Origin of the sequence: Gordonia malaquae (assembly GCF_037148075.1) — a bacterium.
In the GTDB taxonomy this organism is placed as follows: Bacteria; Actinomycetota; Actinomycetes; order Mycobacteriales; family Mycobacteriaceae; genus Gordonia; species Gordonia malaquae.
On sequence record NZ_JBBCUB010000001.1, the window covers coordinates 1140983 to 1164358 of the forward strand.

The 23376-nt window shown below is 66.8% G+C and carries 31 protein-coding genes, 1 tRNA gene and 1 other RNA gene; 23 read left to right on the forward strand and 10 right to left on the reverse strand.

Annotated elements, in window-relative coordinates:
* Nucleotides 1-17 precede the first annotated feature (17 nt).
* From WFK36_RS05740 to WFK36_RS05785, 10 genes are all read left to right on the forward strand, one after another.
* Nucleotides 18-518, forward strand: coding sequence for a phage gene 29 protein family protein (locus tag WFK36_RS05740; RefSeq protein ID WP_336790485.1), 501 nt, complete (start codon nt 18-20; stop codon nt 516-518).
* A gap of 77 nt (nt 519-595) precedes the next feature.
* Nucleotides 596-1624 carry an N-acetylmuramoyl-L-alanine amidase gene (locus tag WFK36_RS05745; RefSeq protein WP_336790487.1) on the forward strand — a complete coding sequence of 343 codons (1029 nt, stop codon included), beginning with the start codon at nt 596-598 and terminating at the stop codon, nt 1622-1624.
* Nucleotides 1621-1869, forward strand: coding sequence for a holin (locus tag WFK36_RS05750; RefSeq protein ID WP_336790489.1), 249 nt, complete (start codon nt 1621-1623; stop codon nt 1867-1869). Before WFK36_RS05745 ends, WFK36_RS05750 begins: the two co-directional genes overlap by 4 nt.
* On the forward strand, nt 1866-2315 hold the full coding sequence (locus WFK36_RS05755) for a hypothetical protein (RefSeq protein ID WP_336790491.1): 450 nt from the start codon (nt 1866-1868) through the stop codon (nt 2313-2315). Before WFK36_RS05750 ends, WFK36_RS05755 begins: the two co-directional genes overlap by 4 nt.
* Nucleotides 2305-2625, forward strand: a complete 321-nt coding sequence (locus tag WFK36_RS05760) for a hypothetical protein (protein ID WP_336790493.1) — start codon at nt 2305-2307, stop codon at nt 2623-2625. The genes WFK36_RS05755 and WFK36_RS05760 overlap by 11 nt, the downstream gene beginning before the upstream one ends.
* Nucleotides 2622-3362, forward strand: coding sequence for a hypothetical protein (locus tag WFK36_RS05765; RefSeq protein WP_336790495.1), 741 nt, complete (start codon nt 2622-2624; stop codon nt 3360-3362). Before WFK36_RS05760 ends, WFK36_RS05765 begins: the two co-directional genes overlap by 4 nt.
* Before the next feature lie 53 nt (nt 3363-3415).
* On the forward strand, nt 3416-3775 hold the full coding sequence (locus WFK36_RS05770; protein WP_336790497.1) for a hypothetical protein: 360 nt from the start codon (nt 3416-3418) through the stop codon (nt 3773-3775).
* The gene (locus WFK36_RS05775) at nt 3775-3987 is read left to right on the forward strand and encodes a hypothetical protein (protein WP_336790500.1); all 213 of its coding nucleotides are present in this window, start codon (nt 3775-3777) and stop codon (nt 3985-3987) included. Before WFK36_RS05770 ends, WFK36_RS05775 begins: the two co-directional genes overlap by 1 nt.
* 66 nt (nt 3988-4053) lie before the next feature.
* The gene (locus WFK36_RS05780; RefSeq protein ID WP_336790502.1) at nt 4054-4485 is read left to right on the forward strand and encodes a hypothetical protein; all 432 of its coding nucleotides are present in this window, start codon (nt 4054-4056) and stop codon (nt 4483-4485) included.
* Between the two features lie 20 nt (nt 4486-4505).
* A complete protein-coding gene (locus tag WFK36_RS05785; RefSeq protein ID WP_336790504.1) occupies nt 4506-5765 on the forward strand; it encodes a hypothetical protein in 1260 nt (419 codons plus the stop codon).
* Nucleotides 5766-5830: 65 nt separating this feature from the next.
* Here the strand turns inward: WFK36_RS05785 and WFK36_RS05790 are convergent, their stop codons facing one another.
* Nucleotides 5831-6424, reverse strand: coding sequence for a hypothetical protein (locus tag WFK36_RS05790; protein WP_336790506.1), 594 nt, complete (start codon nt 6422-6424; stop codon nt 5831-5833).
* Nucleotides 6425-6514: 90 nt separating this feature from the next.
* On the opposite strand from WFK36_RS05790, the gene WFK36_RS05795 reads away from it, so the two are divergent.
* Entirely contained in the window at nt 6515-6664 is a 150-nt protein-coding gene (locus WFK36_RS05795; RefSeq protein ID WP_336790508.1) for a hypothetical protein, read from the forward strand.
* A 66-nt stretch (nt 6665-6730) separates the two neighbouring features.
* Here the strand turns inward: WFK36_RS05795 and WFK36_RS05800 are convergent.
* Nucleotides 6731-6805, reverse strand: a tRNA-Val gene (locus WFK36_RS05800).
* Nucleotides 6806-6913: 108 nt separating this feature from the next.
* Here WFK36_RS05800 and WFK36_RS05805 point away from each other — a divergent pair.
* Together WFK36_RS05805 and WFK36_RS05810 are read left to right on the forward strand one after the other, a co-directional pair.
* Nucleotides 6914-7291, forward strand: coding sequence for a hypothetical protein (locus WFK36_RS05805; protein ID WP_336790510.1), 378 nt, complete (start codon nt 6914-6916; stop codon nt 7289-7291).
* The gene (locus tag WFK36_RS05810; RefSeq protein WP_336790512.1) at nt 7275-8087 is read left to right on the forward strand and encodes a maleylpyruvate isomerase family mycothiol-dependent enzyme; all 813 of its coding nucleotides are present in this window, start codon (nt 7275-7277) and stop codon (nt 8085-8087) included. The genes WFK36_RS05805 and WFK36_RS05810 overlap by 17 nt, the downstream gene beginning before the upstream one ends.
* A 13-nt stretch (nt 8088-8100) precedes the next feature.
* Here WFK36_RS05810 and WFK36_RS05815 read toward each other — a convergent pair whose 3' ends face one another.
* The gene (locus WFK36_RS05815) at nt 8101-8907 is read right to left on the reverse strand and encodes a spermidine synthase (RefSeq protein WP_336790514.1); all 807 of its coding nucleotides are present in this window, start codon (nt 8905-8907) and stop codon (nt 8101-8103) included.
* On the opposite strand from WFK36_RS05815, the gene WFK36_RS05820 reads away from it, so the two are divergent.
* The 5 genes from WFK36_RS05820 to WFK36_RS05840 all read left to right on the forward strand — a co-directional run bounded on the left by WFK36_RS05820 (nt 8906) and on the right by WFK36_RS05840 (nt 12231).
* On the forward strand, nt 8906-9853 hold the full coding sequence (locus WFK36_RS05820; protein ID WP_336790516.1) for a cobalamin biosynthesis protein: 948 nt from the start codon (nt 8906-8908) through the stop codon (nt 9851-9853). The genes WFK36_RS05815 and WFK36_RS05820 overlap by 2 nt on opposite strands.
* Nucleotides 9854-9933: 80 nt before the next feature.
* Nucleotides 9934-10413: a MarR family winged helix-turn-helix transcriptional regulator gene (locus WFK36_RS05825; RefSeq protein ID WP_336790517.1), complete on the forward strand. Its 480-nt coding sequence runs from the start codon at nt 9934-9936 to the stop codon at nt 10411-10413.
* Complete coding sequence (locus WFK36_RS05830; RefSeq protein WP_336790519.1) at nt 10410-10832, forward strand: organic hydroperoxide resistance protein; 423 nt, start codon at nt 10410-10412, stop codon at nt 10830-10832. The genes WFK36_RS05825 and WFK36_RS05830 overlap by 4 nt, the downstream gene beginning before the upstream one ends.
* A gap of 117 nt (nt 10833-10949) precedes the next feature.
* Nucleotides 10950-11594: a hypothetical protein gene (locus WFK36_RS05835; RefSeq protein WP_336790521.1), complete on the forward strand. Its 645-nt coding sequence runs from the start codon at nt 10950-10952 to the stop codon at nt 11592-11594.
* Nucleotides 11595-11598: 4 nt separating this feature from the next.
* Nucleotides 11599-12231, forward strand: coding sequence for a hypothetical protein (locus WFK36_RS05840; protein WP_336790523.1), 633 nt, complete (start codon nt 11599-11601; stop codon nt 12229-12231).
* Here the strand turns inward: WFK36_RS05840 and WFK36_RS05845 are convergent, their stop codons facing one another.
* Genes WFK36_RS05845 through WFK36_RS05855 form a run of 3 tightly spaced genes read right to left on the reverse strand, consistent with a single transcriptional unit; the run spans nt 12232 to nt 14436 of the window.
* Nucleotides 12232-13182 (reverse strand): SURF1 family cytochrome oxidase biogenesis protein, encoded by a 951-nt coding sequence (locus WFK36_RS05845; RefSeq protein ID WP_008376859.1) that lies wholly within the window; start codon nt 13180-13182, stop codon nt 12232-12234.
* A 26-nt stretch (nt 13183-13208) separates the two neighbouring features.
* On the reverse strand, nt 13209-13712 hold the full coding sequence (locus WFK36_RS05850) for a low molecular weight protein-tyrosine-phosphatase (RefSeq protein ID WP_008376858.1): 504 nt from the start codon (nt 13710-13712) through the stop codon (nt 13209-13211).
* Nucleotides 13705-14436, reverse strand: a complete 732-nt coding sequence (locus tag WFK36_RS05855; RefSeq protein WP_336790528.1) for an HAD hydrolase-like protein — start codon at nt 14434-14436, stop codon at nt 13705-13707. The genes WFK36_RS05850 and WFK36_RS05855 overlap by 8 nt, the downstream gene beginning before the upstream one ends.
* A 24-nt stretch (nt 14437-14460) precedes the next feature.
* Between WFK36_RS05855 and cobC the strand changes: the two genes are divergently transcribed.
* From cobC to rnpB, 5 genes are all read left to right on the forward strand, one after another.
* Nucleotides 14461-15588, forward strand: a complete 1128-nt coding sequence (gene cobC, locus WFK36_RS05860; RefSeq protein WP_419717428.1) for an Rv2231c family histidinol phosphate aminotransferase CobC — start codon at nt 14461-14463, stop codon at nt 15586-15588.
* Complete coding sequence (locus WFK36_RS05865) at nt 15585-16706, forward strand: Nif3-like dinuclear metal center hexameric protein (protein ID WP_336790532.1); 1122 nt, start codon at nt 15585-15587, stop codon at nt 16704-16706. The genes cobC and WFK36_RS05865 overlap by 4 nt, the downstream gene beginning before the upstream one ends.
* A gap of 9 nt (nt 16707-16715) precedes the next feature.
* Complete coding sequence (locus WFK36_RS05870; RefSeq protein ID WP_336790534.1) at nt 16716-17477, forward strand: zinc ribbon domain-containing protein; 762 nt, start codon at nt 16716-16718, stop codon at nt 17475-17477.
* Nucleotides 17470-18123 carry a histidine phosphatase family protein gene (locus WFK36_RS05875; protein WP_336790536.1) on the forward strand — a complete coding sequence of 218 codons (654 nt, stop codon included), beginning with the start codon at nt 17470-17472 and terminating at the stop codon, nt 18121-18123. The genes WFK36_RS05870 and WFK36_RS05875 overlap by 8 nt, the downstream gene beginning before the upstream one ends.
* An 80-nt stretch (nt 18124-18203) precedes the next feature.
* Nucleotides 18204-18615: RNase P RNA component class A (gene rnpB, locus WFK36_RS05880), an RNA gene on the forward strand.
* Between the two features lie 3 nt (nt 18616-18618).
* Here the strand turns inward: rnpB and WFK36_RS05885 are convergent.
* From WFK36_RS05885 to WFK36_RS05900, 4 genes are all read right to left on the reverse strand, one after another.
* Complete coding sequence (locus tag WFK36_RS05885; RefSeq protein WP_336790537.1) at nt 18619-20037, reverse strand: RNB domain-containing ribonuclease; 1419 nt, start codon at nt 20035-20037, stop codon at nt 18619-18621.
* 36 nt (nt 20038-20073) lie between these two features.
* Complete coding sequence (locus tag WFK36_RS05890; protein ID WP_336790539.1) at nt 20074-20634, reverse strand: TetR/AcrR family transcriptional regulator; 561 nt, start codon at nt 20632-20634, stop codon at nt 20074-20076.
* Nucleotides 20622-21725 carry an agmatine deiminase family protein gene (locus tag WFK36_RS05895; protein WP_336790541.1) on the reverse strand — a complete coding sequence of 368 codons (1104 nt, stop codon included), beginning with the start codon at nt 21723-21725 and terminating at the stop codon, nt 20622-20624. The genes WFK36_RS05890 and WFK36_RS05895 overlap by 13 nt, the downstream gene beginning before the upstream one ends.
* A gap of 151 nt (nt 21726-21876) precedes the next feature.
* On the reverse strand, nt 21877-23367 hold the full coding sequence (locus WFK36_RS05900) for a CYTH and CHAD domain-containing protein (protein WP_336790543.1): 1491 nt from the start codon (nt 23365-23367) through the stop codon (nt 21877-21879).
* Nucleotides 23368-23376 lie beyond the last annotated feature (9 nt).

Consider the following 23376-nt stretch of genomic DNA (forward strand, 5'->3'; position numbering starts at 1 on the left):
TCAAGCAGTACAGGGACATGAACGAGGCCGAGCGGGCGCAGGCGGCCGATGAACTGACCGCCCTGTTCGTCGGTCTCCCAGGCGTGGTTGGTGCACCGATGGTCATGGGTGAGGGCTACTGGCGTGACGTCGCCGAGCATCTCCTCGAGCTCGGTGTGCGGATTGTCGCGGACCCGATCAAGCACTATCAGGTCGGCGAGTCCATCGACCGTTCCGAGGCGGCCGGGCGGTACATCTACGACGAGGACGTGACACCGCCTCAGTCTCCCGCCGAGAAGTACGCGGCGATCGCAGACGAGCAGCAGCGCGAGCTGGAGGAGAAGGTCGCGGCGATGCGTGCCGCGGGGACTCTCCCGAAGGCTGGTGCGTCTCCGTCTGAGCGTGCCGCGCACCGTCAGCGTCGTGCAGCACAGGCCGAGGGTCGCGCGTTCAAGGCTGAGCAGCGGGACCGTCGCGCCGCCGACACGTTGAAGGATTCACCACTCGACGGTGTTGGGAAACCGAAGCGCAAACGCTGACCCACATCTGATCCAGGAACAACGTCATATCAAATAGGCCCCGAGATTCGGCGGGCCATTTCACCCAGGAGGCCATAGTGACCTACTACGACAGCGACAGGTCAGACGAGTTCGGGTTCGGGCGACCGCGCCCGACCTCCGGCTTGGTCGGAATCTGCATCCACACGACCGAGTCAGGGAAGTCCGCGACCGCTACCTCGCGCACCGCTGACGACGTCGTCACCTACCAGGTTCGCACGCAGTCCGGCAGCTACAACGTGATGGTCGGCGTCGACGGAAAGGTGATCCGCGAGAACACCGACGACTGGCAGACCTGGTCGACCGGCAACAAGGGCAACGACATTCTGCTGAACCTGTGCGTCGTCGGCAACGCATCCCAGTCGCGTGCTGAATGGCTCGCCCAGGACAAGATGCTCCGCTCGGTCGGCCGAGTTCTCCGCTACTGGTCCGACAAGTACCGGATTCCTCTTCGCAGGGTGACCGCCGCCGGCCTTCCAGGCATCCTCGGTCACGTCGACACCCGCGTGTGGGGCGGCACCGACCACACGGATCCCGGACCGAACTTCCCGTACGACGTGGTCATCGGCTACGCGAAGGGCGCACCAACTGAGGTAGTGAAGCCAGTTGTGAACGCGATCGACGCTGAGGCGAAGGTCGCGGCATCGTGGCTGGGGGAGCGTGTCACCAAGGGGGAGATCAAGACGCCGGACGGCGAGGGTCGTTTCGCTCAGTTCACGAACGGCTACGTGTACTGGAATCCGAAGACTGGTGCTGTCGCGGTGCCGATGCGGGTCTTCGAGACGTGGGCAGGTCACCGGTGGGAGGCCGGGTTCCTCGGCTACCCGGTCCGCCGTCACACGCTCGTCAAGGGCGGAGTGGTGCAGGCGTTCCAGGGCGGCGTGATCTACAGGCAGGGTGACCAGCCGGGGTTCCCGGTGCGTGGTGTGATCGGTGACCGGTGGGCGAAGGAGGGGTTCGAGACGGGACCGCTCGGCTGGCCGACGTCGGACGAGCGCGACAACGGCACCGGTGGACGCGTGCAGGACTTCGAGCATGGCCGCCTCGAGTGGGATCCGTCGGGCGCGATCAAGGTGGTGACCGCATGATCTGGTCGGGCACCTTCTGGCGTGACGCACTCGAGCGCGCGGTGAAGACTGGCGCGCAGACACTCGCCGCACTGCTCGTGGCAGGAACAACGATCCTGTCGTTGAACTGGGTGGACGCCCTCGCTGTCACCGGCACGGCGGTCCTTGCGTCGGTGCTGACGTCGATCGTGTCGACCGGCATCGGCAGTCCGACATCGGCGGCGGCACTGTCGACGGGTCGACACCGTAAGGGCGACGTCGGGTGAGCGTGTTTCGCCGTGTCGAGTCGGGGAACTTCCCGCTCTACCGGCTCATCGTCCTCGGCGTCCTCATCTCCGGCATCCTCCAAGTCGTCTACTGGGAAGTCCCCGCATCTGTTGCGTCGACGTCGCCGCAGACATTCGACTTCGTGTACGCGGGCCTGCAATCAGCAGGGGCCGTGGTTCTACTCGCGGGCCTGTACACGCGCCGCGCGATGCGGTCACTCCAACTCGAGCGGATCGGCGGTACGGCACTCGCGACCGCCGGGTTCATGCACTCGGCCGCCGTCATCGGAAGCAACGGCGGCCCGCCACTGACAGCAGCAACGTGGGCGATCTTCATGCTGTCCGTCTACCTCGTGTACCGGATCCTGCGTGAGATCCCCCGCGAGATTCGGGCGATCGAAGTGGAGGCACACCGAATCGTGAACGGGAGGCCTGATGTCGAGTGAGGTCGTGATCGCGGTCATCGCCGCAGTCGGATCGTCGGGTGTCGTGTCGGCGGTCGTGATGGCCCTGTTGAACCGGAAGCGCAACAGCGTGGAGGTGACGCAGATCGTGTCGCAGATGTCGAAGGATGCACTACTGGACGCGAAGGGCAGCATCGACGACCTGAGGAGCGACATCCGCGAACTGCGCGCCATCATCGAAGACTTCGTGCGGGTCGTGGAGTGCGATGTGCTGCCTGCGATCCCGGTGGAGCAGACAGAGCCGCGGCGGCATCTGCGGGCGATCGCTTCTCGAGCGAAGGCTGTCGTATGACGTCCCCGAATATTGGCCCGGGCAACATCCCGAATGTGCCGGGTGCGCAGCCGACGAACCTACTCGGGATGGGCGCCCATGCTGCCCGCGGTGAACCGCAGTGGCGGGACCAGATTGACGGCCAGTTCAAGGGGCGCGCCAACGGGTCCGGCATCGGGTCGTGGGCGACGAGCATCGGGTCGGCGATCACTGATGCGTTCAGCTACATTCTGAACCTCTTCGACATCACTGAGGGGCAGGCGGCAGAGATCGTAGACCTGCAGGACTCCAAGCAAGTGTTCGAGGGAATCCAGGTCTACGGCTACCTGTACATGCCGGAGAACATGTCGCCGACATCAACGAAACGTCGCGCCCCGTTCTATGGCGTGATTCACGAAGGCGTCGGTGTCACATATCGAGACAACGGAGTGCAGCTCAACTCGCGCGGCCTGTTTGTCGCCAACGCCCAGTGCTTCTACTCCTGGGTTGTGGCAGCTGGTGAAGGTTGCTTCATGGACATCGTTGTTCGTGCGCCGGATGGGTCGGAGTTCAGTCGAAAGCCTGCGATCTCGCGGTCGGCGGGAACGATCACCGTGTTCAACCAGCACGTGTTCGGCGTCCCTGGACCGGGCTATCACGTGTCGGTGGAGTGCGCGACCGACGATTCGATCGTTGGCGCTACTCGGTCCATTCGCAGCGGCAAGGGGTGGACATCACTGTCTGTCGAGAAACGATCAACGGAACCGGGGGAGATATGACGATCATTCAGGACCGTATCGAGGATGTGGCGGGGGCCGGTCTACTCCGGAACGTGACTGTCTCGACGCAGGTGATTCGGCAGGCGGCGAGCGGTGATGCGATTGTCGCGACGGTGCCGCACCACTTCGAGCTCGCTGACGGGATGTTGTCGACGACCGATCTGGATCCAGGTCCGGCGGTAGTGCAGATCGGGGCGAAGCACTACAGCATCGTGATCCCTGTGTCGTCGACTCCTGTCCGACTGTGGCCTCTGATCGACGCGGGACTGCCGACACCACCCGCGGGTGCTCCAGGTTTCATCCGCAACGGCGGTGGCATCTCGCGCGCCGAGGCCGTGACCGCATCCGAGTATGCGTCACTAACGTTCGACCCGGCGACCCTGTACGTGATCGTCGATGAGGAGGCGCTGTGATGGAGCCACTGTTCTCGTCGTCCTGCCCCGAGGGGCGCACAGTCCTGACGATCCGCACTGGGGACGCGTCGACGACCGCGACGGACCTCAACCTCCAGGGCGTGACGTGTGTTCGCGTGTGGCCTGACCACACGCTCGCCGCGTTCTCGAACTCCGGCAATGTGCTGGCTTTCCTCCGGCCGGGGACGTACTGGTCGTTCCTCTGGCAGTAGCCGCCGCTCAACCCCTTCAAGCCCTCGCCGCCCGGTGGGGGTTTCCTCGTGAATGGAGAGAATCCCATGGCTGTTTCGGCCAAGCTGTACGCGAACTTCCACAAGTCGATCGGCAACAAGGAGGTCGACCTCGATTCGGATGCGATCAAGGTGATGTTGTGCACCAGCAGCTACACCCCGAACCAGGGCACTCATCAGTACAAGTCGTCGGTGACCGGCGAGGTGACTGGCACCGGCTACACCGCTGGTGGCGCGACGCTGGCATCGGTCACCGCTAGTGTGACTGGCAACGTGTTCAAGTTCGATGCCGATGATGTGTCGTGGCCGTCGAGCACGATCACTGCCCGGTACGCCGTCATCTACGACTCGACGCCCGGCAGCGATGCGTCGCGCCCACTGATCGGCTACATCGACTTTGGGGCCGACGTCAGCACCACAAGCGGCACGTTCCAGATCGTGTGGAACTCGAGCGGCATCTTCACTCAGACCGTCGCCTGACGTAGGGGAGGTGAGCGCGAATGCCGCTCGCACAGAACGGCCGCGGCATCCGCGGCCTCGTCTGGACAGACTCGGACGGACAACCTCACACGATTCTGCTCGCCTACCTCGGCGACAAGGTCGTGTGGGATGGGCACATTCACGAGACGATCCAGGTGCCGGCCATGGCTGGGTTGTCGGCGCTTCCGGTTCCGGTTGTCGGTTCGGCGTCGCTGGTCGAGGTCCCGCTACTGTCGGCGCTCGCTGACTTGCCTACGCCTGCACTGGTTGGCGGTGGCGTGACGATCTCGCCAGACGGACTCTCGGTCGATGCCGTCGCGCTTGCCCCGGTACTGCACTCGGATCACACACTCGACATCGAGGTAGCTGTCGCCGTCTGCGAGATGCCTGTCCCGGACATCCGGGTCGTGTTTGGCGTGACGCCGCCGTCGATGACAGGAACATCGGTGCTGCTTGAACCGTCAGTGTTCGCGGATGCGACAGTGTCTCCGCCGGAGATGGTCGCGTTCGTGGAGGTCCGTAACCCGGATGTCGGTTCGTGGGCGATCATCGAGCCGCCCGCGATGGCGGCCGATGCGGCGGCCTTGACGCCTGCTGTCGCCGCGAGTTCCCGCGTCGATGGGGAGGTTGCGACAGGCACAGCGCTGCATCCAGTCCCGACGCTGGCCGCCGGGTCTGCGGTTGCCGCTACGACATCGTCGGCGACTGCGGGCATGCAGGTGCCGGAGATTCTGTCGGCGGGCCCGTCGTTCGTGACGGCGGCGACCGGGGTGACGACTGTGTCGATCACCGTGCCGGAGGGCGGGACGATCGTCGCGTTCTCGTACGACAACACGGCGAACTCGGTCGTCACCTGCTCGGGCGGCGTGACGATGACGAGTGCTGCTGTCGCGTCCAGCAACACCACGCGCATATCGCACGCGGTGGGCGTCCCGGCTGGGACGTACACGGTAACGATGTCGGGGTCGGGTGGCGCATTCCGCACGATGATCGTCGCCGCCTACCAGGGCGTGACGGCAGTGTCCGGCGGAGTATCGGGAGGCGCAACCAACACGACGCCAACGCTCACCCCGACTGGTACGGGCCTGCTCGCGGTGGCAGGTTTCCGCGGGTCGTCGATGCCATCCGGCACGACCACCTCGACTGGCGACATACGGTCTCGTGCAACGAACGCCACCCAGCCGATGGACCTCATCCTGGTCGATCGGTCGACGACACCGGTGTCACTGTCGCTCGCCTCGTCGACATCATGGATCGGTGTCGGTCTCTGGCTGGCCTGACCCCCTGCACGACAATGCCCCCGGCTTCCGCACACGCGGAGGTCGGGGGCTTTCGTCGTTGAGCGCTAGAGAGGACAGTCGAGAAGGTACGTCAGGGAGTTGTCGCTTATCGATGTGCCCTGCCTTGCGGCAGTTATCTGGGCGTGCTCGTCAGACTTGATGACGCCGACCTTCACTGTGTTGTCGACCATTCGTGGACAGTAAGCAACGATGCGCCAGTTCGAGCGATCGAAGATGCCGCGCTCGTGGTCTACTCCGTCGACGATGCTGGGGCCGACGTCAACCGCGTCAACGTCAATGTTGTACTTCTCTTCGGCGAACGAGATGGGCAAAGACGTAACGATGGGTGCGTCCTCAATGCTTGAGGGGCTGGACACAGGGTCGCTTGTGGCCGAGTCGGAATGGTTCGTGTCGTTGCCCTTGTCGCCACCGCAGGCTGCGAGGATTGCGAACACGACTACGACAAGAATCACGATGGCGGCGAGAATCTTGAAGGCGGCACTCTTCTCGCTGGATGACATCGCATCCCAGTCGGCCTTCGCCTGCTCCCTCTTAGCCTGCCTGGCGTCTTCGGCGGCCAGTTTCTCTTCGGCCGCGCGCTGCGCTTTGAGGTCCTTCAGCGCCTTGCGCTCTCGTCGGCTCAACTCGAATGCCTCCATTATCCCGCCGGGAACTAGTCGGATAAGAGTAGGCCTCGCACAGTACGCGTAGTGCCAAAATCGGGAACACTGCGCGAGTACTGTCACTGCATGACCGCACCCGACGACGACTGGACCTACACGCACGACGCACTCGCCGAGAGTGGGCACGAGGACGACCCGAAAGCGTGGGCCGCGATCGAGCGCGTGCGGGCAGACCTCGCCGAGTACGGGCGGCAGCTCGGGGTACGGAAAAGATAGTGGGCAAAATGTGGGCACGCGGCGCATCCAAGGTTGCGCCGAAGTGATGTCCCGCCTGGTAAATCGTGGTGCGCGAAGAGGGTTTCGAACCCCCGACCGCTGGTGTGTAAAACCAGAGCTCTACCGCTGAGCTATTCGCGCGTGGCGTCACGGTGCACGTGGCGTCCATTGGCACATTATCGGGTGGACGTCGCTTGCCCAAACTGATTCGCCCGCGACGGCACGGGGTACGCCGCTACGCTCGTCCGTATGAAGGACGCGGACGCGGTGCGACGCGCGCACGACGTGTTCGATCCGTTGTGCGACAAGCTCTTCGCGCGCCCGAACGTCGACATCGGCCCGATGTTCGGGTCGGAGGGAGTGCGAGTCCTCGGCAAGGTGTTCGCGTTCGTCGCCGGACGTGGCGAGCTCGTGGTCAAGCTTCCGTCCGACCGCATCGACGCTTTGATCGACACGGGCATCGGTGCTCGGATGGAGATGCGCGGACGTGTCATGCGCGAGTGGATGCACGTCGGCCTCGATCACACCGTCCAGTGGGAGAGCCTCATGACTGAAGCCCACGACTTCGTACGATCCATCACTGTTCGACCCGACCGGAGGACCGCAGAACGTGAAGACCATCGTTGAGAAGACCGCTCTGATCGACGCGCTCGAAGCGCAGTGGCAGAGCATCGACGATCTGGTGACCCCGCTGACCGACGAGCAGTGGACCACCGCGACCGGCCTTCCCGGGTGGACGGTCGCCGACGTCGTCGCCCACGTCATCGGCACCGAGAGCATGCTCGACGGCCGGACCGTCGAATCGATTCGTGACGTCGAGTCGCTCGACCATGTGAAGAACTCGATCGGTGTACTGAACGAGAACTGGCTCGACCACTACCGGGCGCGCACGCGTGACGACGTGATGACCGACTACCGTGCGCTCACCGCCAAGCGGGTGGCCGACCTGCACGCGTTGGACGACGACGCGTGGAACGCAGACGCCGTCACTCCGGTCGGTCCCGAGAGCTACGGCAGATTCATGCGGGTGCGCAACTTCGACTGCTGGGTGCATGAGATCGACATCCGTGACGCCCTGGGCCTCGGTGATCCGACGCTCTCGGAACCCGCCCGATTCGCGCTCGCCGAGTTCGCGCACAACCTCCCGTACGTGGTCGGGAAGAAGGCCCGCGTGCCCGCGGGGAGCGCGGTCACCTTCGAATTCGTCGGTCTCGTGCCGTCGCTGACACACGTTGCGGTTGGAGAGCGAGCCGCGGTCGTTCCAGAGCTCGACCGTGCTGCTGACGTGACACTTCGAATGAGCGTCGCCGACTACGCGCGACTTGCGGGAGGACGTCCGGGAGCGGCGACCGCCACCGTCGTCATCGAAGGCGACAAAGCGATCGGTGACTCGATCGCCGACAATCTGCACTACCTCATCTGACCGTCTCGGCAGGTCAAGCGTCGCGTCGCACGCGTCCGGAGCCGAACGCGCGCGCCGCGTTCCCCGTCATCAGCCGGGCCGGTTCGGGATCGCTTCGCAGTGTTCGCTCGAGGTCGGCGGAGTCGGGGACTGCGCCGTCGCTGGCGACGACGACGATGTTCCCGCTGCGTCGGCCCTTGAACATCGCCGGGTCGGAGATCAGGGCGATGTTCTCGAAGACCTCGCCGATCGTCGAGACCTCCGAGCGGACCGAGTTCAGATCGCGTCGGTCCCCGCAGTTCGCGATGTACAGCCCGCCTGGCACCAACACCTTCTGAACCGCCTGAGTGAACTCGGCGGTCGTCAAGTGCTCGGGCGTCAGGCTGCCGCTGAAGGCGTCGCGCATCACGACATCGCGCGTCTGAGGAAGCAGGCTCTCGGTGACTTCTCGTGCGTCGCCGACACGGATGCGGAGGCGCGGTGCGCGCGGGAGGTCGAACCACTCGCGCGCGAGCCGCGCGAGCTCGGCATCGATCTCGACGGCGACGTGTCGCGACTGCGGGTACCGCTGGGCGAGGGACCGGGGGAGAGCGCATGCCGCGCCGCCGAGGTGGAGCACTCGAAGCGGCGTCGACGGCTCGCGATACCGATCCGCGATCGCCGCGGCCGCTTGGCGCATGTACTCGAAGTCGAGTTGTTCGGGTCGGTCCGGGTCGATGTGGCTCGACTGTGCGCCGTTGATCGACAGCAACCAGCCGCCGTCGATGCTGTGGACGAGTTCCGCGGTGCCGGTGGAGATGTCGAAGACTCCGGCGGTGGGAGCGGGTCTGGAGGCGGCCATGACTGACCATCGTATCGTCGGCCGATACGATCGTCCGATGCGACTGCCCACCGACGATGCACTCGGGATCGGCCTCGGATCGGTGGCCGACGCCGTGTTCGGTGATCCGCGACGCGGACACCCCGTCGCCGTGTTCGGATCGGGTGTCTCCTCCGTTGAGAAGTGGATGTACGACGACTCGCGGCCGCGGGGCGCGGCGTTCGCCGTCGGCTGGATCGGAGTCGGGACCGCGGCGGGACTGATCGCGCGACGCGCAGGCGCCGTCGGCGCCGCGGCGGCTACGTTCACCGCCTTGGGCGGCACATCGCTCGCCGCGATCGGCGACCGGATCGCCGATGCACTCGACGCAGGCGACATCGACGGCGCGAGAACACTCGTCGCAGGCCTGGTGGGACGGGACACCACTCGGCTCGATGAAGCGGGGATCTGCCGGGCGGCGGTCGAGTCGATCGCCGAGAACACCTCCGATGCGACCGTCGCGCCCCTGTTCTGGGGTGCGGTCGCCGGTGCGCCTGGCATGCTCGGGTACCGGGCGGCGAACACTCTCGACGCGATGGTCGGCTACCGATCACCGCGCTACCAGCGATTCGGATGGGCCGCGGCACGGCTCGACGACGTGGCGAACCTTGCTCCGGCACGCCTCACCGCGACGTTGGTCGGCGTGGCGGCAGCCCAGCCGGCGGCGGTGTGGCGCAGCGTCCGACGCGACGCGCGGCTGCATCCCAGTCCGAATGCCGGTGTGGTCGAGGCGGCGTTCGCCGGAGCGCTGGGGGTGACGCTCGGCGGGCGCACCGTGTACGCGCATGGAACTGAGGATCGTCCGACGCTGGGTGACGGGCCCGCGCCCCTGGCGGCGGACCTCCGCGCTGCGGTCCGGCTCTCTCGTCGTGTGCAACGACTGAGCGCCGCGCTGGCAGTCGCTGCGCAGTTCCGTCGACGTCGCTGACCTGCAGCGAAACCACGCAAGGGGCAGTGTTGTCAGCAACTAGGTTGTAGACAACTTAAATGTGGACTACTCTTATCGGTGTGAACGACGACCTCGCGCTCGACCAGCAACTCTGCTTCGCTCTGTACGCCGCCTCTCGGGCGACCACTGCGGTGTACCGGCCGTTGCTGGACGAGCTCGGTGTGACGTACCCGCAATACCTCGTGCTCTTGGTGCTGTGGGAGCGTGACGGCAGGGGAGTCCGGGAGATCGGCGCCGAGCTCGATCTCGACACCGGAACCCTGTCGCCGCTGCTGCGGCGCCTCGAAGCCCTCGGGTTCGTCGAGCGCCGTCGCCAACGCGACGACGAGCGGCGGGTGGACGTTCACCTCACCGACGCCGGCCGCGCTCTGCGCGCCGATGCCGAGAAGATTCCTCGCTGCATCGCGTCCGCGACCGGGCTCGACCGTGAGTCCGCCGCTGCACTCCGCGACCGGCTCGTTGAACTCACTGCAGCACTCCATGCGCACGGCGCACACGCCGTGTCACCGATCGATCGAGAAGAAACGGAACGCTCATGAGCACCATCTACACCGCAGAAGCCCTGGCCACCGGCGAAGGACGTAACGGCCACGGCCGCTCGTCCGACGGTCGTCTCGACGTCGACCTCGCCATCCCGACCGCAATGGGCGGCAGTGGTCAGGGGACCAATCCCGAGCAGTTGTTCGCCGTCGGCTACGCGGCCTGCTTCCATTCGGCACTCCAGTTGGTCGCGCGTCAGGAGAAGGCGGACCTCACTGATTCGTCCGTTGGGGCGCGCGTCGGCATCGGGCCGAACGACGACGGCGGCTTCGCGCTCGAGGTGACCCTCGAAGTGACGATTCCCAACCTCGATCAGGCGCAGGCGCAGGCGCTGGCCGACAAGGCTCACCAGGTGTGCCCGTACTCGAACGCGACTCGCGGGAACATCCCGGTCACGATCACCGTCTCCGACGACTGACGGGCCGACCGGCCAGTAGTGCCAACGGGTTACTACTGGCCGGTACTCTGCTGGGCCGCCGGCCGCTCAGTACATTCCGGGGAGAAGTCTTCACGCGTCGATGACGAAGGATGTCCCATGGGTGTACTCATCAGAACTCTGACGTCGACCGTGCTCGCCGCGGGCGCGCTGACCGCGATCGCGACCGGGCCGGCTGACGCGGTTCCAGCACAGGGCTCTCCTGAGGGCGCTGTCACGTTCTCGGCGAAGAACCTGGGTGCGTGCAAGGCCGAGTTCACGATCGTCAACAAGACGAACGTGACGACGTACACGATCGACTGGCGGATCGACGACGAGCCCGGACGCGACATCGGAGTGGGTTTCGACGTGTGGCGCACCGGCACACCGAACATGGCGTCCAAGGCCGCACTGCCGAGTTGGCCGGACGGCGGCGCGGGTGAGAACACCGTCGAGAATCGCACGATGGTGTCGAACCGCGAACCGGTGACCGCGACCTACGTCCAGGACCTCAAGAACATCGTCGCGGGGTGGAACCCGCCGCTGCCCAATCCAGATGCCCGATCGCACCGCGTGGACTACCGAATCGTGCTCGGCCCGCCCGGAAACAACGGACAGACGCCCGACGAGAAGCCGGAATGGCTCGGCGACCGTGCATGGCGGCACATCACCGTCACCGGGTGCGGTGCCACCACTGGCTCGTCCGGGTCGGCTGACAACACGTTCGGCAGCCTCGGAGGCGGATTGTTCGGAATGCTCAGGTGACCACATGTCTCGACGGCTGACAATCATCACAGCGATCAGCGCGACGGCCGCCGCGCTCGTCGTCGCGCCGGGCTCCACACACGCCGCCACGAAGGGGGTTGAGCTCACCGCGCACGACAACGGTGACTGCACGGTCACCTTCACCCTTGTCAACCACACCAATTCGACTTTCTACCAACCGGATTGGTGGTTCGACCAGGAGGGTCCCGCGCCCGCGAAGACGGCGGACCCGTCGACGTACGTGGCGCCGTGGCGCGTGGTGCCGAGCACTGGGACCACGTGGGCGTTCGCCCGATGGGTGGGCAGTCCTGCCCTGCATTCCGAACTCGCACCGGGCGTGCCCGCGTTCGCGCCTCCGACCGTGGGCTACAACACCAGTGCACAACCGGACGGCAAGGTGTCGACCGCCACCGTCGACGTCCGTGAGGCCACCGGGCCCGAAGCTCCCGACGCCTCCGACGCCGGGACTCAGACCGTCTGGTTCCGCATCGGAAACGGTCCGGTGCCAGGTGATCGAATCGCACCCGCGTCGATCGTGGTCACGGGGTGCGGTCCGCAGCCGTGGGGATCCACAGCGGGATCGTCCGACGGCGGGTTCGGCAGCTCGATCGGCGGCGTCGCCGGACTGTTGCCCTAATTACTTTCCGTAGCGGGCCGCGAGTTTGGCCCGGACGACGTCGTCGTCGGACTCGACCTCCGAACCTCCCTCGCCGATTCCCGCAACCGCCTTCGCGTCGACGTCGTTGCCCGACCGCTGGCCGGATTCGCGCAGAGCCTGACGGATGCGGTCGCGCTCGGATTTCGCGGTGGGGAGGGGCTCGTCGACTGTGTCGTCGTCCGACGACGCCTTCTGCGCCCGCCGCGCCTTGACCTCGTTGAAGATGAAATATCCGGCGCCGAGCGGCACCATCACGCCGAACGCCAGCCACTGCAGCCCGTACGACAAGTACGGTCCGCTCTCCAGTTGCGGCAGGGCGATCTCGCCGAGGGACCCCGGTTGCTCGGACGACAACTGCAGGTAGAACGACTCCAACGGCATGGTGGTCGCCTTCGACAGTGCGGCCGTGTCGATCGTGTACGCCGTGAGGACGTTGTTCTCCAGGCGCGGTTCCTTACCGGGGCTGGTGCCTTCGGTCTGCATCAGGCGGGCCGCGATCGTCACCTCGACGTCGGGCGGGGTCGGGACGTTGAACGTGCCGTCGGCCGCTGAGGGCACGATCCCGCGGTTCACCATGATGACACGGTCGGAACCGGCAACCTGGAACGGAGTGAGCGCCTCGACGGCGGGGCGTTCGTCCGCGTAACGGAAGCGAAGCAGTACCTGGCCCTTCGGCAGGTACCGTCCGCGAACGGTCACTTCCCGCCATTCGCGGTCCGGATCGAATGCGGCGCCGTGGGGCGCGAGCTCGTCGATCGGGACCGGAGCGGTGCCGGTGGCGGCGCGGATCAGTTCGTTCCGATGCTCGGTGTCGGAGTTCTTGCCGAGCTGCCACGGCGCGAGGATGGAGAAGCACGCAGCGGCGAATGCCACGACGAACACCGCGAGCAGAAGCCACCCGGGCTTGAAGAACGAACGAAGGACGCGCACGCCCCAAGGTTACTGACTGCGTGCGGTCAGCTGCGATCGGCCAGGGTCGCGTGGGTCCACGCCAGCAGGCCGGGGATCGCGGCTTCGATCTGTTCGCGGACCTCCGAGAAGTCGTCCGGTGTTCCGTAGTAGGGGTCTGGAAGATCGGCGTCTGCGGCGTCCGGGTCGAAGCTGCGGAGTAGCCGGACACGGTTTCCGAGGCGTTTGCGCTCCAAGTCGGCGACGTGCCCGCGGTCGGCCACCACGATCAGGTCGGCCGAGAGGTGATCGGGTGACAGTTGTGCGGCGACGTGCTGATCGGAGTAGCCGTGAGCGAGGAGCTCGGTGCGTGCGCGGTTATCCGCCGGCTCCCCGATGTGCCACCCGCCGGTTCCTGCGCTGGTCACCCTGACCTGCTCAGACAGGCCCGCCTCGTCGATCGCGTGAGCGAAGATGAGTTCGGCCATCGGCGACCGGCAGATGTTGCCGGAGCAGACGAAACAGATGTGCAGGGCGCTGCTGGCGGCCGAAGTCGCCGTGTTGTCAGACACCGAGAACCTTTCGCAGTTGGGTGACCGTCGTGACGATCCACCGATTGTCTTCTGGGCTGCCCGATCGATGCTGGGCCGCCTCCAACTCTCCTGCGTGAGCGTAACCCCACTTCACTCCGATCGTCGGGACCTGGCACGAAGCGGCCCCGTCGACGTCGTGAGATCGGTCACCGACCATGACGATCGGCCGCTCTGTCGGATTCGCGCCGAGGCGACGGAGTGCTTCGGCGACGACGTCGCCCTTCGCGGACCGTCCGACGGCGTCGTCGGCCCCGCAGATGTGCGCGAATCGGTGCGCCAGACCGAAGTGCTCAAGGATCCGTCTGGCGATCACTTCGTTCTTCGACGTCGCGATCGCGAGCGTGCGTCCGGCCGCAGCGAGGTCGGCGAGCAGTTCGGCCATATCGGGGAACACGGCGTTCTCGCGCCAACCGATGACGTCGTAGCGGGCGCGGTAGGCGCGTACTCCGGCGGCGGCACGGTCGCCGGTGATCCCGAGCAGCGCGAGTGAATCGATGAGGGGAGGACCGACGATGGACGGCCAGAAGTCGTCGGGCGGAAGCGGTTCGCCGATCTCGATCAGCGCATGCCGGAACGACGTCGTGATCCCCACAAAACTGTCGGTGACCGTCCCGTCCAGATCGAACAGCACCACCGTGTCGGCGGCGGCCGGGTCGACGCTCGGCCGACCGTCGACGATGCGGGGCACTGCGGACGGGCTCATCCCTCCATCGTGCACGTAGGGTGAGTGATCATGACAGTCGACGTGCCTGGGCTCACCGCGGCAGCATTCGGCGTCGGATCGTCACATGATCGACTGACCGATCCGAACCGGCACGGCGACGCGGACGCCGGGCCCGGCCTGATCGACTTCGCGGTGAACGTTCGCCCCGGACCGCCGCCCTTCATCGTCGAAGCGCTGACCTCTCGTATCGCCGACCTCGCGGCCTATCCGTCGGACGCCGACACCGAAGCCGCCACCGCACGTGCCGCAGCACTTCACGGCAGGGACGTGCGAGACGTCCTCCTCCTCGGCGGAGCGGCCGAAGGCTTCGAGCTCGTCGCGCGCCTCGGGTTCTCGCATGCGGCATTGATCCAGCCGTCGTTCACTGAACCGGCGAGAGTCCTGGTCGCTGCCGGAACGCGGGTGACACACGTGACTCCGCCGCCGCCGTGGCGTCTGTCGGACGCGCAGGTTCCGGAGGACGCGGACCTCGTCGTCGTCGGGAACCCCACGAACCCGACGTCGGTGCTCCATCCGGCCGCGGACATCCTCGCACTGCGCCGACCAGGCCGAACGATCCTCGTCGACGAAGCCTTCGCCGACCTCACACTCGACGGGGACAGCTTCGAACCGGAGTCGGTGGCCCACCTGGCCGGAGACGATCTCATCGTCGTCCGGTCGGTCACGAAGACGTTCGGACTCGCCGGTTTGCGCGCCGGATACCTCCTCGCCTCACCGCGGACGATCGACGCGATGACCGTCGGACGCCGCCACTGGCCGCTCGGCACCCTCACGCTCACCGCACTGCATGCGTGCCTGGGTGGGGCAGGACAGGCGTACGCGCATGAGCAGGCGCGGATCGTCGCGGCCGACCGGGCACACCTGGTGACTCGCTTGGGAGAGATCGGACTGAGCCCGCTCGCGCCGCCCCGAGCTCCGTATGTCCTCCTGTCCACACCGAATGCACTCGGCCTCAAGGACGCGCTGACCGGCCGTGGTTTTGCGGTCCGCAGCTGCGCGAACTTCGTCGGCCTGGGGTCGGACCACCTGCGCCTCGCGGTCCGTCCCGCGGAACTGACCGATGGGCTGATCGCCGCCGTGCAAGATGTGAGAGACCGACCCGCCGAACCAGGGGAGACGAGAAACCGATGACTCGCACACTCGCCGAGGTGATCCTGCGGCTCGACACCGCGTATCCGCCCGCACTCGCCGAGTCGTGGGATTCGGTGGGGCTCGTCTGCGGAGACCCGACCGAGCCGGTGCGCCGGGTGGTCGTCTGCGTCGACGTGACCGACTCCGTCGTCGACCATGCGATCGACGTGGGCGCCGACCTCGTGCTGGCACATCACCCGCTGCTTCTCCGCGGTGTCGACACCGTGTCGGCAGGCACCCCGAAAGGACGCATCGTCCACCGGTTGATCCGGGCGAACTGTGCGTTGTTCACCGCGCACACCAACGCGGACAAGGCCCGGCCCGGTGTCTCTGACGCGTTGGCCGACGCCCTCGGCCTCGTCGACACCCGGCCATTGGACGTCGAGCCCGCGCAGGTCCTCGACAAGTGGGTTGTCATGGTCCCGGAGAGCAACGTCGACCAGGTGACCGAGGCGATGTTCGCGGCAGGGGCCGGCGCGATCGGCGACTACCGCGACTGCCGCTGGGGAGTGGTCGGCACCGGTCAGTTCCGGCCCGTCGAGGGAGCGTCGCCAGCAATCGGCGGCGTCGGCGAATTGACGCATGTCGACGAGGAACGCGTGGAGACCGTCGCGCCGCGACGGTCCCGGTCGGCGGTGTTGGCCGCCCTGCGGGACGCGCATCCGTACGAGGAGCCCGCATTCGACGTGTTCGAGCAGGCCGCCGTCGACAGCGATCTCGGTCTCGGACGGATCGGACGGCTGCCTGCGCCGATGCGGCTCGACGAGTTCGTCGCGCATGCCGGCTTGGCACTCCCGACGGCGGCCTGGCCGATCCGCGCGGCGGGCGACCCGGCAGCCGTCGTCGAGACCGTCGCAGTGTGCGGCGGCGCGGGCGACTCGCTGATCGGGGCGGCGACCGCGGCCGGCGTCGACGCGTACATCACCGGCGACCTCCGGCACCACGTTGTCGACGAGGCGCGGCGGGCCGGGGCCCCCGCGCTCATCGATGCGGGCCACTGGGCCACCGAGTTCCCGTGGTGCGCATCGGCCGCGGACATGCTCACCGACTTCGGGTGCGAGACGACCGTCTACGCACCGCCAACCGACCCGTTCACCGTGGTCGACCGACAGAGATAGGAGAGCGCCGTGAAAGCACCCGCAGCGCAGCAGCGACTGCTGCTCGACCTCGCCGAACTGGACGCCGACATCGCCAAAGCGCAGCATGCGCGTAAGAATCTGCCTGAGGACGCCGAACTGGCGGAACTCGCGACGGCCCTGGAGGCCGCACGAGACGACGTCGCACGATCGCGCGTCGCCGTCGACGACCTGCAGGCGGTGTACGACAAGATCGACGCCGAACTGACCGGGATGACCGAGCACGCCGCGCGCGATCAGGCTGCCATCGACGCCGGGACCGTCGGTCACAAAGCACTCACCGAACTGCAGCACGAGCTCGATCACCTGATCCGTCGCCGCGACGATCTGGAAGCCGAGATGCTCGAGTTGATGGAACAGCAAGAGGCGACGGGCACCGAGGCGGATCGTGCCGAGGCCGCCCTGCTGGTGCTGACCGAGAAGGAACTCGACCTCGTCGCACAACGCGACTCGAGCGCCGCTGCGGCAGAGCAGAAGGTCGCCGACATCACCGACCGTCGAGGCTCGCTCGCAGCGACGATCGACGGCCCGCTCGTCGCGATCTACGACGGACTGCGGGGCCGCGGTCAAGTCGGCGCCGGGCTCGTCCAGGCTCGTCGTTGTGGCGCGTGCCGGATGGAACTCGATCCCCGGACCCTGTCGCGGATCGCCGCCGCCGATGAGGACGAAGTGCTCCGGTGCGAGGAGTGCGGCGCGATCATGGTGCGCACCAACCACTCCGGGCTTCCCGGGCAGGGGCGTCCGCGTGAGTGACAAGGCCACCTGGCAGGGACAGACGTCGACACCGACCCGAATCGTCCTGCTGCGCCACGGTCAGACACCGCTGTCGGTGGAGCGCCGGTACTCGGGGCGCGGCAATCCGTCGCTCACGGACGTCGGCCTCGCGCAGGCGACGGCTGCCGCCACCAGACTGTCGGCGTCGCCGTTCGGCTCGATCGACACCATCGTCTCGTCGCCCCTGGCGCGGACTCGTGACACCGCCGAGTTCGCCTCCCGCGTGCTCGGTGTCGATGTGGCTGTCCACGAAGGGCTCATCGAAACCGACTTCGGCGAGTGGGAGGGATTGACGTTCCGCGAAGCGGCCGAGCGCGACGGGCGGTTGCATCGCAAATGGCTGAGCGATGTCGACGTCGCGCCGCCGGGCGGTGAGAGCTTCGCCACCGTCGCCGACCGCATCGCACAGGTTCGTGACGATCTCGTCGACCAGTACCCGGGGCAGACGATCCTCGCCGTGAGCCACGTGACCCCGATCAAGACGTTTCTGCGCGGGGCACTCGGAGTCGGTCCGGAACTCCTGTTCCGGATGCACCTCGACCTCGCGTCGTTCTCGATCGTCGAGTTCTATCCCGACGGCGGGTCCGTAGTCCGACTCGTCAACGACACCGCCCACCTCCAGTAGGGACGCCCTGCCCGTCGAGCGCAGCCGAGACCCTGCCCGTCGGTCGCTGTCGAGACGTGGGGGTATCCTTCAATGGCGAACGAGTCGGCCGGGCGGCCGCGGCGAGGGAACCGTACGAGCATTCGTGCAGGCCCGATGTCGAGGAAAGTCCGGACTCCACACAGCAGGGTGGTTGTTAACGGCAACCCGGGGCGACCCGCGGGACAGTGCCACAGAGAACAGACCGCCGCCCGCTTCGGCGGGAGGTAAGGGTGAAACGGTGCGGTAAGAGCGCACCAGCGTCACGGGTGACCGCGACGGCTAGGTAAACCCCACCCGGAGCAAGGCCGAAGTCCGCACCGCTCACGGTGCGGATGCGCGAGTGCTTGAGGACTGCTCGTCCGAGCTCGCGGGTTGGCTGCTTGAGGCACCCGGCAACGGTGTGTCCAGATGGATGGTCGCCGCCGGTCTTCACGACCGGTACAGGATCCGGCTTACGCGCCGACTCGTTCGCCTTCACACCGCGCGGAAACGGACCCGCGACGTTGTCGGGTCGGCTTCGACGACTTCGACGGTGCACGCAGTTCCGGCGGCGGGCGCGCCTTCGCAGCCGCCGATGATCGCCGGCGATGAGATGAACACCTCGGCGGGCTTGTCGCCGCGAGCGTCCCGCATCACGACGGCGTCGAAACGCGCGCCGATCTGGTCGGCGAGCACCACCGCCTCGGTGAGGTCGACGCTTCGGCGTTCCGCTGTCGAGGCCGTCGAGTCGGACGACGCCATGATCTTCGGGAGCGTCGGCAGCACATCGAGCACCCATTGAGGAGGTTTCTGACCTGCAGCGATCGCTAGACACGTCTCGGTCGCATACCGATCGCCGAGACGACGAAGGGGCGCGGTGACGTGCGAGTACACGCCACCGACCCCCGCGTGAGCCACGGCCGCGTCGTCCAAGGCGGCCGAGGACTCGTCGAGCGCGAGGTATCCGGCACCGCGCATCAATCGCGCTCCGACCGACATCAGTGCCAGCGTGGTCGGAGCGTCTGCGGGTAGGGATGCGAGGAACTCGCCCGGCGACGCGCCGTCGGCCCACGCCACTCCGAGGTGCGTGGCAGCCGCTCGCAGATCGTCGACCGCCTCACGAGAGGCTGGCGGCAGGGTGCGCAGCAGCCCGACGCCCGCATCGCGTTGCATCCGTCCGGCCGCCATGCCGACGAGCAGCGACACCTGGGCGTTCCACTGATCGGCCGGGGTGTGCGGTGCGATCTGGAGCGTCCACGCGCGGTCGCCCTCGTGGGGGACGATCTCCTGATCGGGTAGATCCAGCTGGACCGCGCCACGCCGCAGCGCCCAGTCGATCCGTGTCTGCCCGAACGCCGGGAGCGCGGCGATCGAGGGATGCAGCGTGCCGGCGTCGTGGGCGGCCATCACACCCGCGTAGTCGAGGCGTTGCCGAGAGCGGACCGTCGCACGTTCGACGTGAACGCCGGTCTGGTCACCGTCGTGATTCACCGTCACCGTCCACAGGACTGCGGGCCGGGTCTGACCGGGTAGGAGCGACCCGACGCCCTCGGACATCGGGCGCGGGTGAAGGGGGACGCTTCCGTCAGGGAAGTAGATCGTCTGCCCGCGCCGCAGGCTCTCGGTGTCGATCGGACCGCCGGGCGCGACGAGCGCGGCGACGTCGGCGATCGCGTAGTGGACGGTGAACCCGTCGTCGGTCGCCTCGATGTGCAGCGCCTGATCGAGATCCTTCGATCCGGGCGGATCGATGGTGACCAGGTCTATGTCGGTCCGGTCGACCCGTCCTTCGGGCAGACGGTCCGTTGCGGATTCGGCTTCAGCAGTCGCTGCGGCCGGGAACTCCTCGGTGACGTCGAGCTCACGTCGGATCTGGTCGAAGTCGATGGCCGGTGCGAACACTCTGCGCTGCATGAGATCGAATGTATGCGATACGTATGTCTCGGCAGGTCAGCGGTAGGCGAGTTCGTTCGCAATCGCCCCCGAGAGAAGGGTCCGGGCGCGCTCCGTGCTCATCGAGCCACTGTGGATGCGCATCGACAGCCCTTCCACCAGTGACGTCAGGCGCTCAGCAGCGTCAACAGCGTCCTGTGCGGTCAGCTGACGCACAGTCGCGATCACGTCGGCCACGTCTGTTGACCACTCGGCGGTCGTCTCGGCGAGCGGTTCGCGGAGTTCCGGTGTGAAGACGCCGCTCGCGCGGAGTTCGCCCCACGCGATCGAGTTCTGCGCAGTCCCATCGGCGAGTTCCAACTGCAAGAGCGATTCCAGTCGGTCCCGAGGATCGGTCTCGTCGCTCGCGGCCTCGGTGTAGTCGACGGCACGTTGGTTGACGTGCTCGAGCGCCGCACGTAGGACACCGGCACGGTCGGTGAAGTGGTAGTAGAGCGCAGCTGTCGAGACTCCTGCCTGCGCAGCGAGCTTCTCGACGCGTAGACCGCGGACGCCGTCGGCTGCGATCACCCGCACAGCGGCGTCGAGCATCTCGGTTCGCTTGTTCACGCGTGCCACAACGGCTCCTGCTGAGTCGCACAGTGGATCCCGCCGCCGCCTGCCGCGATCCCGTCGATCGCGACGGAGACGACTGAGCGATCCGGGAAGAGTCGGGTGAGGGTTCCGTGTGCGGCAGCGTCAGCATCCGGGTCGCCGAAGTCGGGCATGACCACGGCTCCGTTGCACTCGTAGAAGTTGATGTAGCCCGCGGCGAAATCGTCGTCGGCTCCGCTGAATCGAAGATTCGTCGGTGCGGTCAGAATCTCCACCTGAAGCGGTCGGCCGTTCACGTCGGTCGCTTGCCGAAGGATGTCCAGGTGAGTGCGTGTGACGTCGTAGTCGAACGATTCGGGATCGTCGTCCATCGCTGCGACGACGACACCGGGACGGACGAATCGTGCGTAGAAATCTGTGTGGCCGTCGGTGATGTCGTGTCCTCTGATCCCGGGTAGCCAGATCACCTTTGTGATCCCCAGAAGGCGACTCAGTTCGGACTCGACGTCGGTCTTCGACCAGCCGGGGTTCCGGTTGGGGTTCAGGACACACGACTCAGTGATGATCGCGGTGCCCAGCCCGTCGACCTCCAATGCGCCGCCTTCCAGTACGAGGTCGGTCGAGATTCGGCGAGCGTCGGCCTCGTGCGTGACAAGGGCCGCGATCCTCGCGTCGCGACTATGAGCCTGCTTGCGTCCCCAGCCGTTGAAGTTGAAGTCGACAGCGGCGAGTCCTTGCGGCGTGTCGACGAACGTCGGACCGGAGTCGCGGATCCACAGGTCGTCGAGCGGCGCCTTGACCAGCGTGATGTCGGCGTCGCCGACGAGTCGCTTCGCGAGCGCCAGTTCGTCTGGGCGAACCAGCATCGACACCGGCTCGAATTGGGAGATCGCGGTGGCCACCGCGAGGAGATCGCGCTGGACCAGTGGAAGCAGTTCGCGGCCCCAGACTGAAGCGCTGGCGCCGGATGCCATCCAGGTCCGCCGATGGGTGGCGCCCTCGTCTGGCATCCGTCCGACCTGTGGCTCTGCCGAACTCGACGGGGTTGCAGTGCACCCTGCAACGGCGGCGGCCGCCGCTGCCGCACCGAGCCGAAGGAAGTGTCGACGACGCATCAGAATCCTAACTAACTAAAATTTCAGTCAGTTTAGCAGGGATCGAACTACTGCCGCCCGGGCTTGGACCTGCGGGGTCTGTTTCGCGGATGCGAAACGTCGGCAGCGATTCTGGTCCTCAGCACCGGAATCGCCGCCAACGTTGACGATGTCAGTCGAGGCGGCGGTACGCCTTCACCGCTTTGCGGCCGCGGGCCTCTTCGCGTGCATCGAGGCGGCCGAGGACGAAGTGCGCCTGCGGGCTGAGCGGCGTGTTCCCGCCGACAGCGAGCAGGCGCTCCCGGTTCACGGCGGTGTCGTTGAAGACGCCGAGGTGTGTCTGGATCTGTTTGGCGTAGTGGCCGACTTTGTGCAGCGAGGCACGGCGGAGGGCCTCGGTCGATTCCGCGGTGTACCGTGCCGCTTTGGCGCGCTTGCGGATCGTGTGCAGTTGCTCCACCCAGTCGTGCGACCACACCTCGTGGTCGCGCAACCCCTTCTGGGCCTTGCGCAGGCGCTTGTACGATGCGGCGACGGCCTCGGCGGCCACGTCGCGTGCCGGTCGGTCGGCGTCCGGGCCCTTGACCGGCTCCGCGATCAGGCGGTCGAGATCGTCGAGCAGAGTCAGGTAGCGATGTGTCGACAGCGCGAACCTCATCGATTTGAGGGCCCGCTCGTGGCGGACGCGTTCCCCGTCGACCAGCACCGCGACGAGATCCTCCGGTGCGTTCTCGCGTGCCAGCAGGAGTTCGTTGGTCTCCAACTGCACCTCCAGATCGCGGACGTCGCCGAGAACCTCGCCGAGGAGGCGCAGCTCCTCGGAGATCGGGGCCGCGGCCTCGGGAGCGAGTACCTGGGGGTACGAGGTGAGGATCGAGCGCAGCTTGCGGGCCGCGACGCGCATCTGGTGGACCGCGTCCGGGGCGTCGTCGCGGGCGAGGGGGTCGTACGCGACGAGTGCGTCGCGATGCGCTGCGAGATCGCTGATCACGAGGTCGAGAGCTGTCGGCTTCTTCGGCAGCGCGGGCCGGTGGACGTCGGCGGGCTGCGATCCGATGGCCCGAGCCAGCTTCGAGGTGCTCGATGCCTTCCGCGCGCCCGCGTCCTTCAGATACGCCTTGGCGCGCTTGAGGATCGTGGCGTCACCGTCGACAAGCTCGAACTCCCACTCGGCCCACCGGTTGACACCTCCTCCGGGCAGCAGGGATTCCGCGGACACGACGTCCTCGCAGAACACCGCGATCTCTCGCCCGTCACCGTCGAAGACGCTGGTCACGGTGCGGTCCGTGGTGATCGTGGCAACCGGCATCAGTGTGCCGGTGCGCACGATCGCTGCCACCTGGTCGGTCAACGTCGCGGGCACACCACCGTCGTACGGCGCGTCGTCGAAGTCGACCGCGAGTTCACGACGGGCGGCTTTCACCGTGGACGGGCGCTTGAGATGCCACCCGCCGTCTGTGCCGCCTGACCGTCGACGCAGGGTGGTTCGGTTGACGGCGAGGACAGTGTCCTCGGTGTCGTAGTAGGTGGCTTCGAGGAGGTAGGTCTGCGGTTCGCCGACCCGACCGTCGGGAACCAGCCCGGACAGGTCAGGCGCGGGGAGTCCCGCGTCGACGTCGAACTTCAACTCGATCTCGAGGGATTCGTGCGCGGCGGGACTCATGATGTGCCT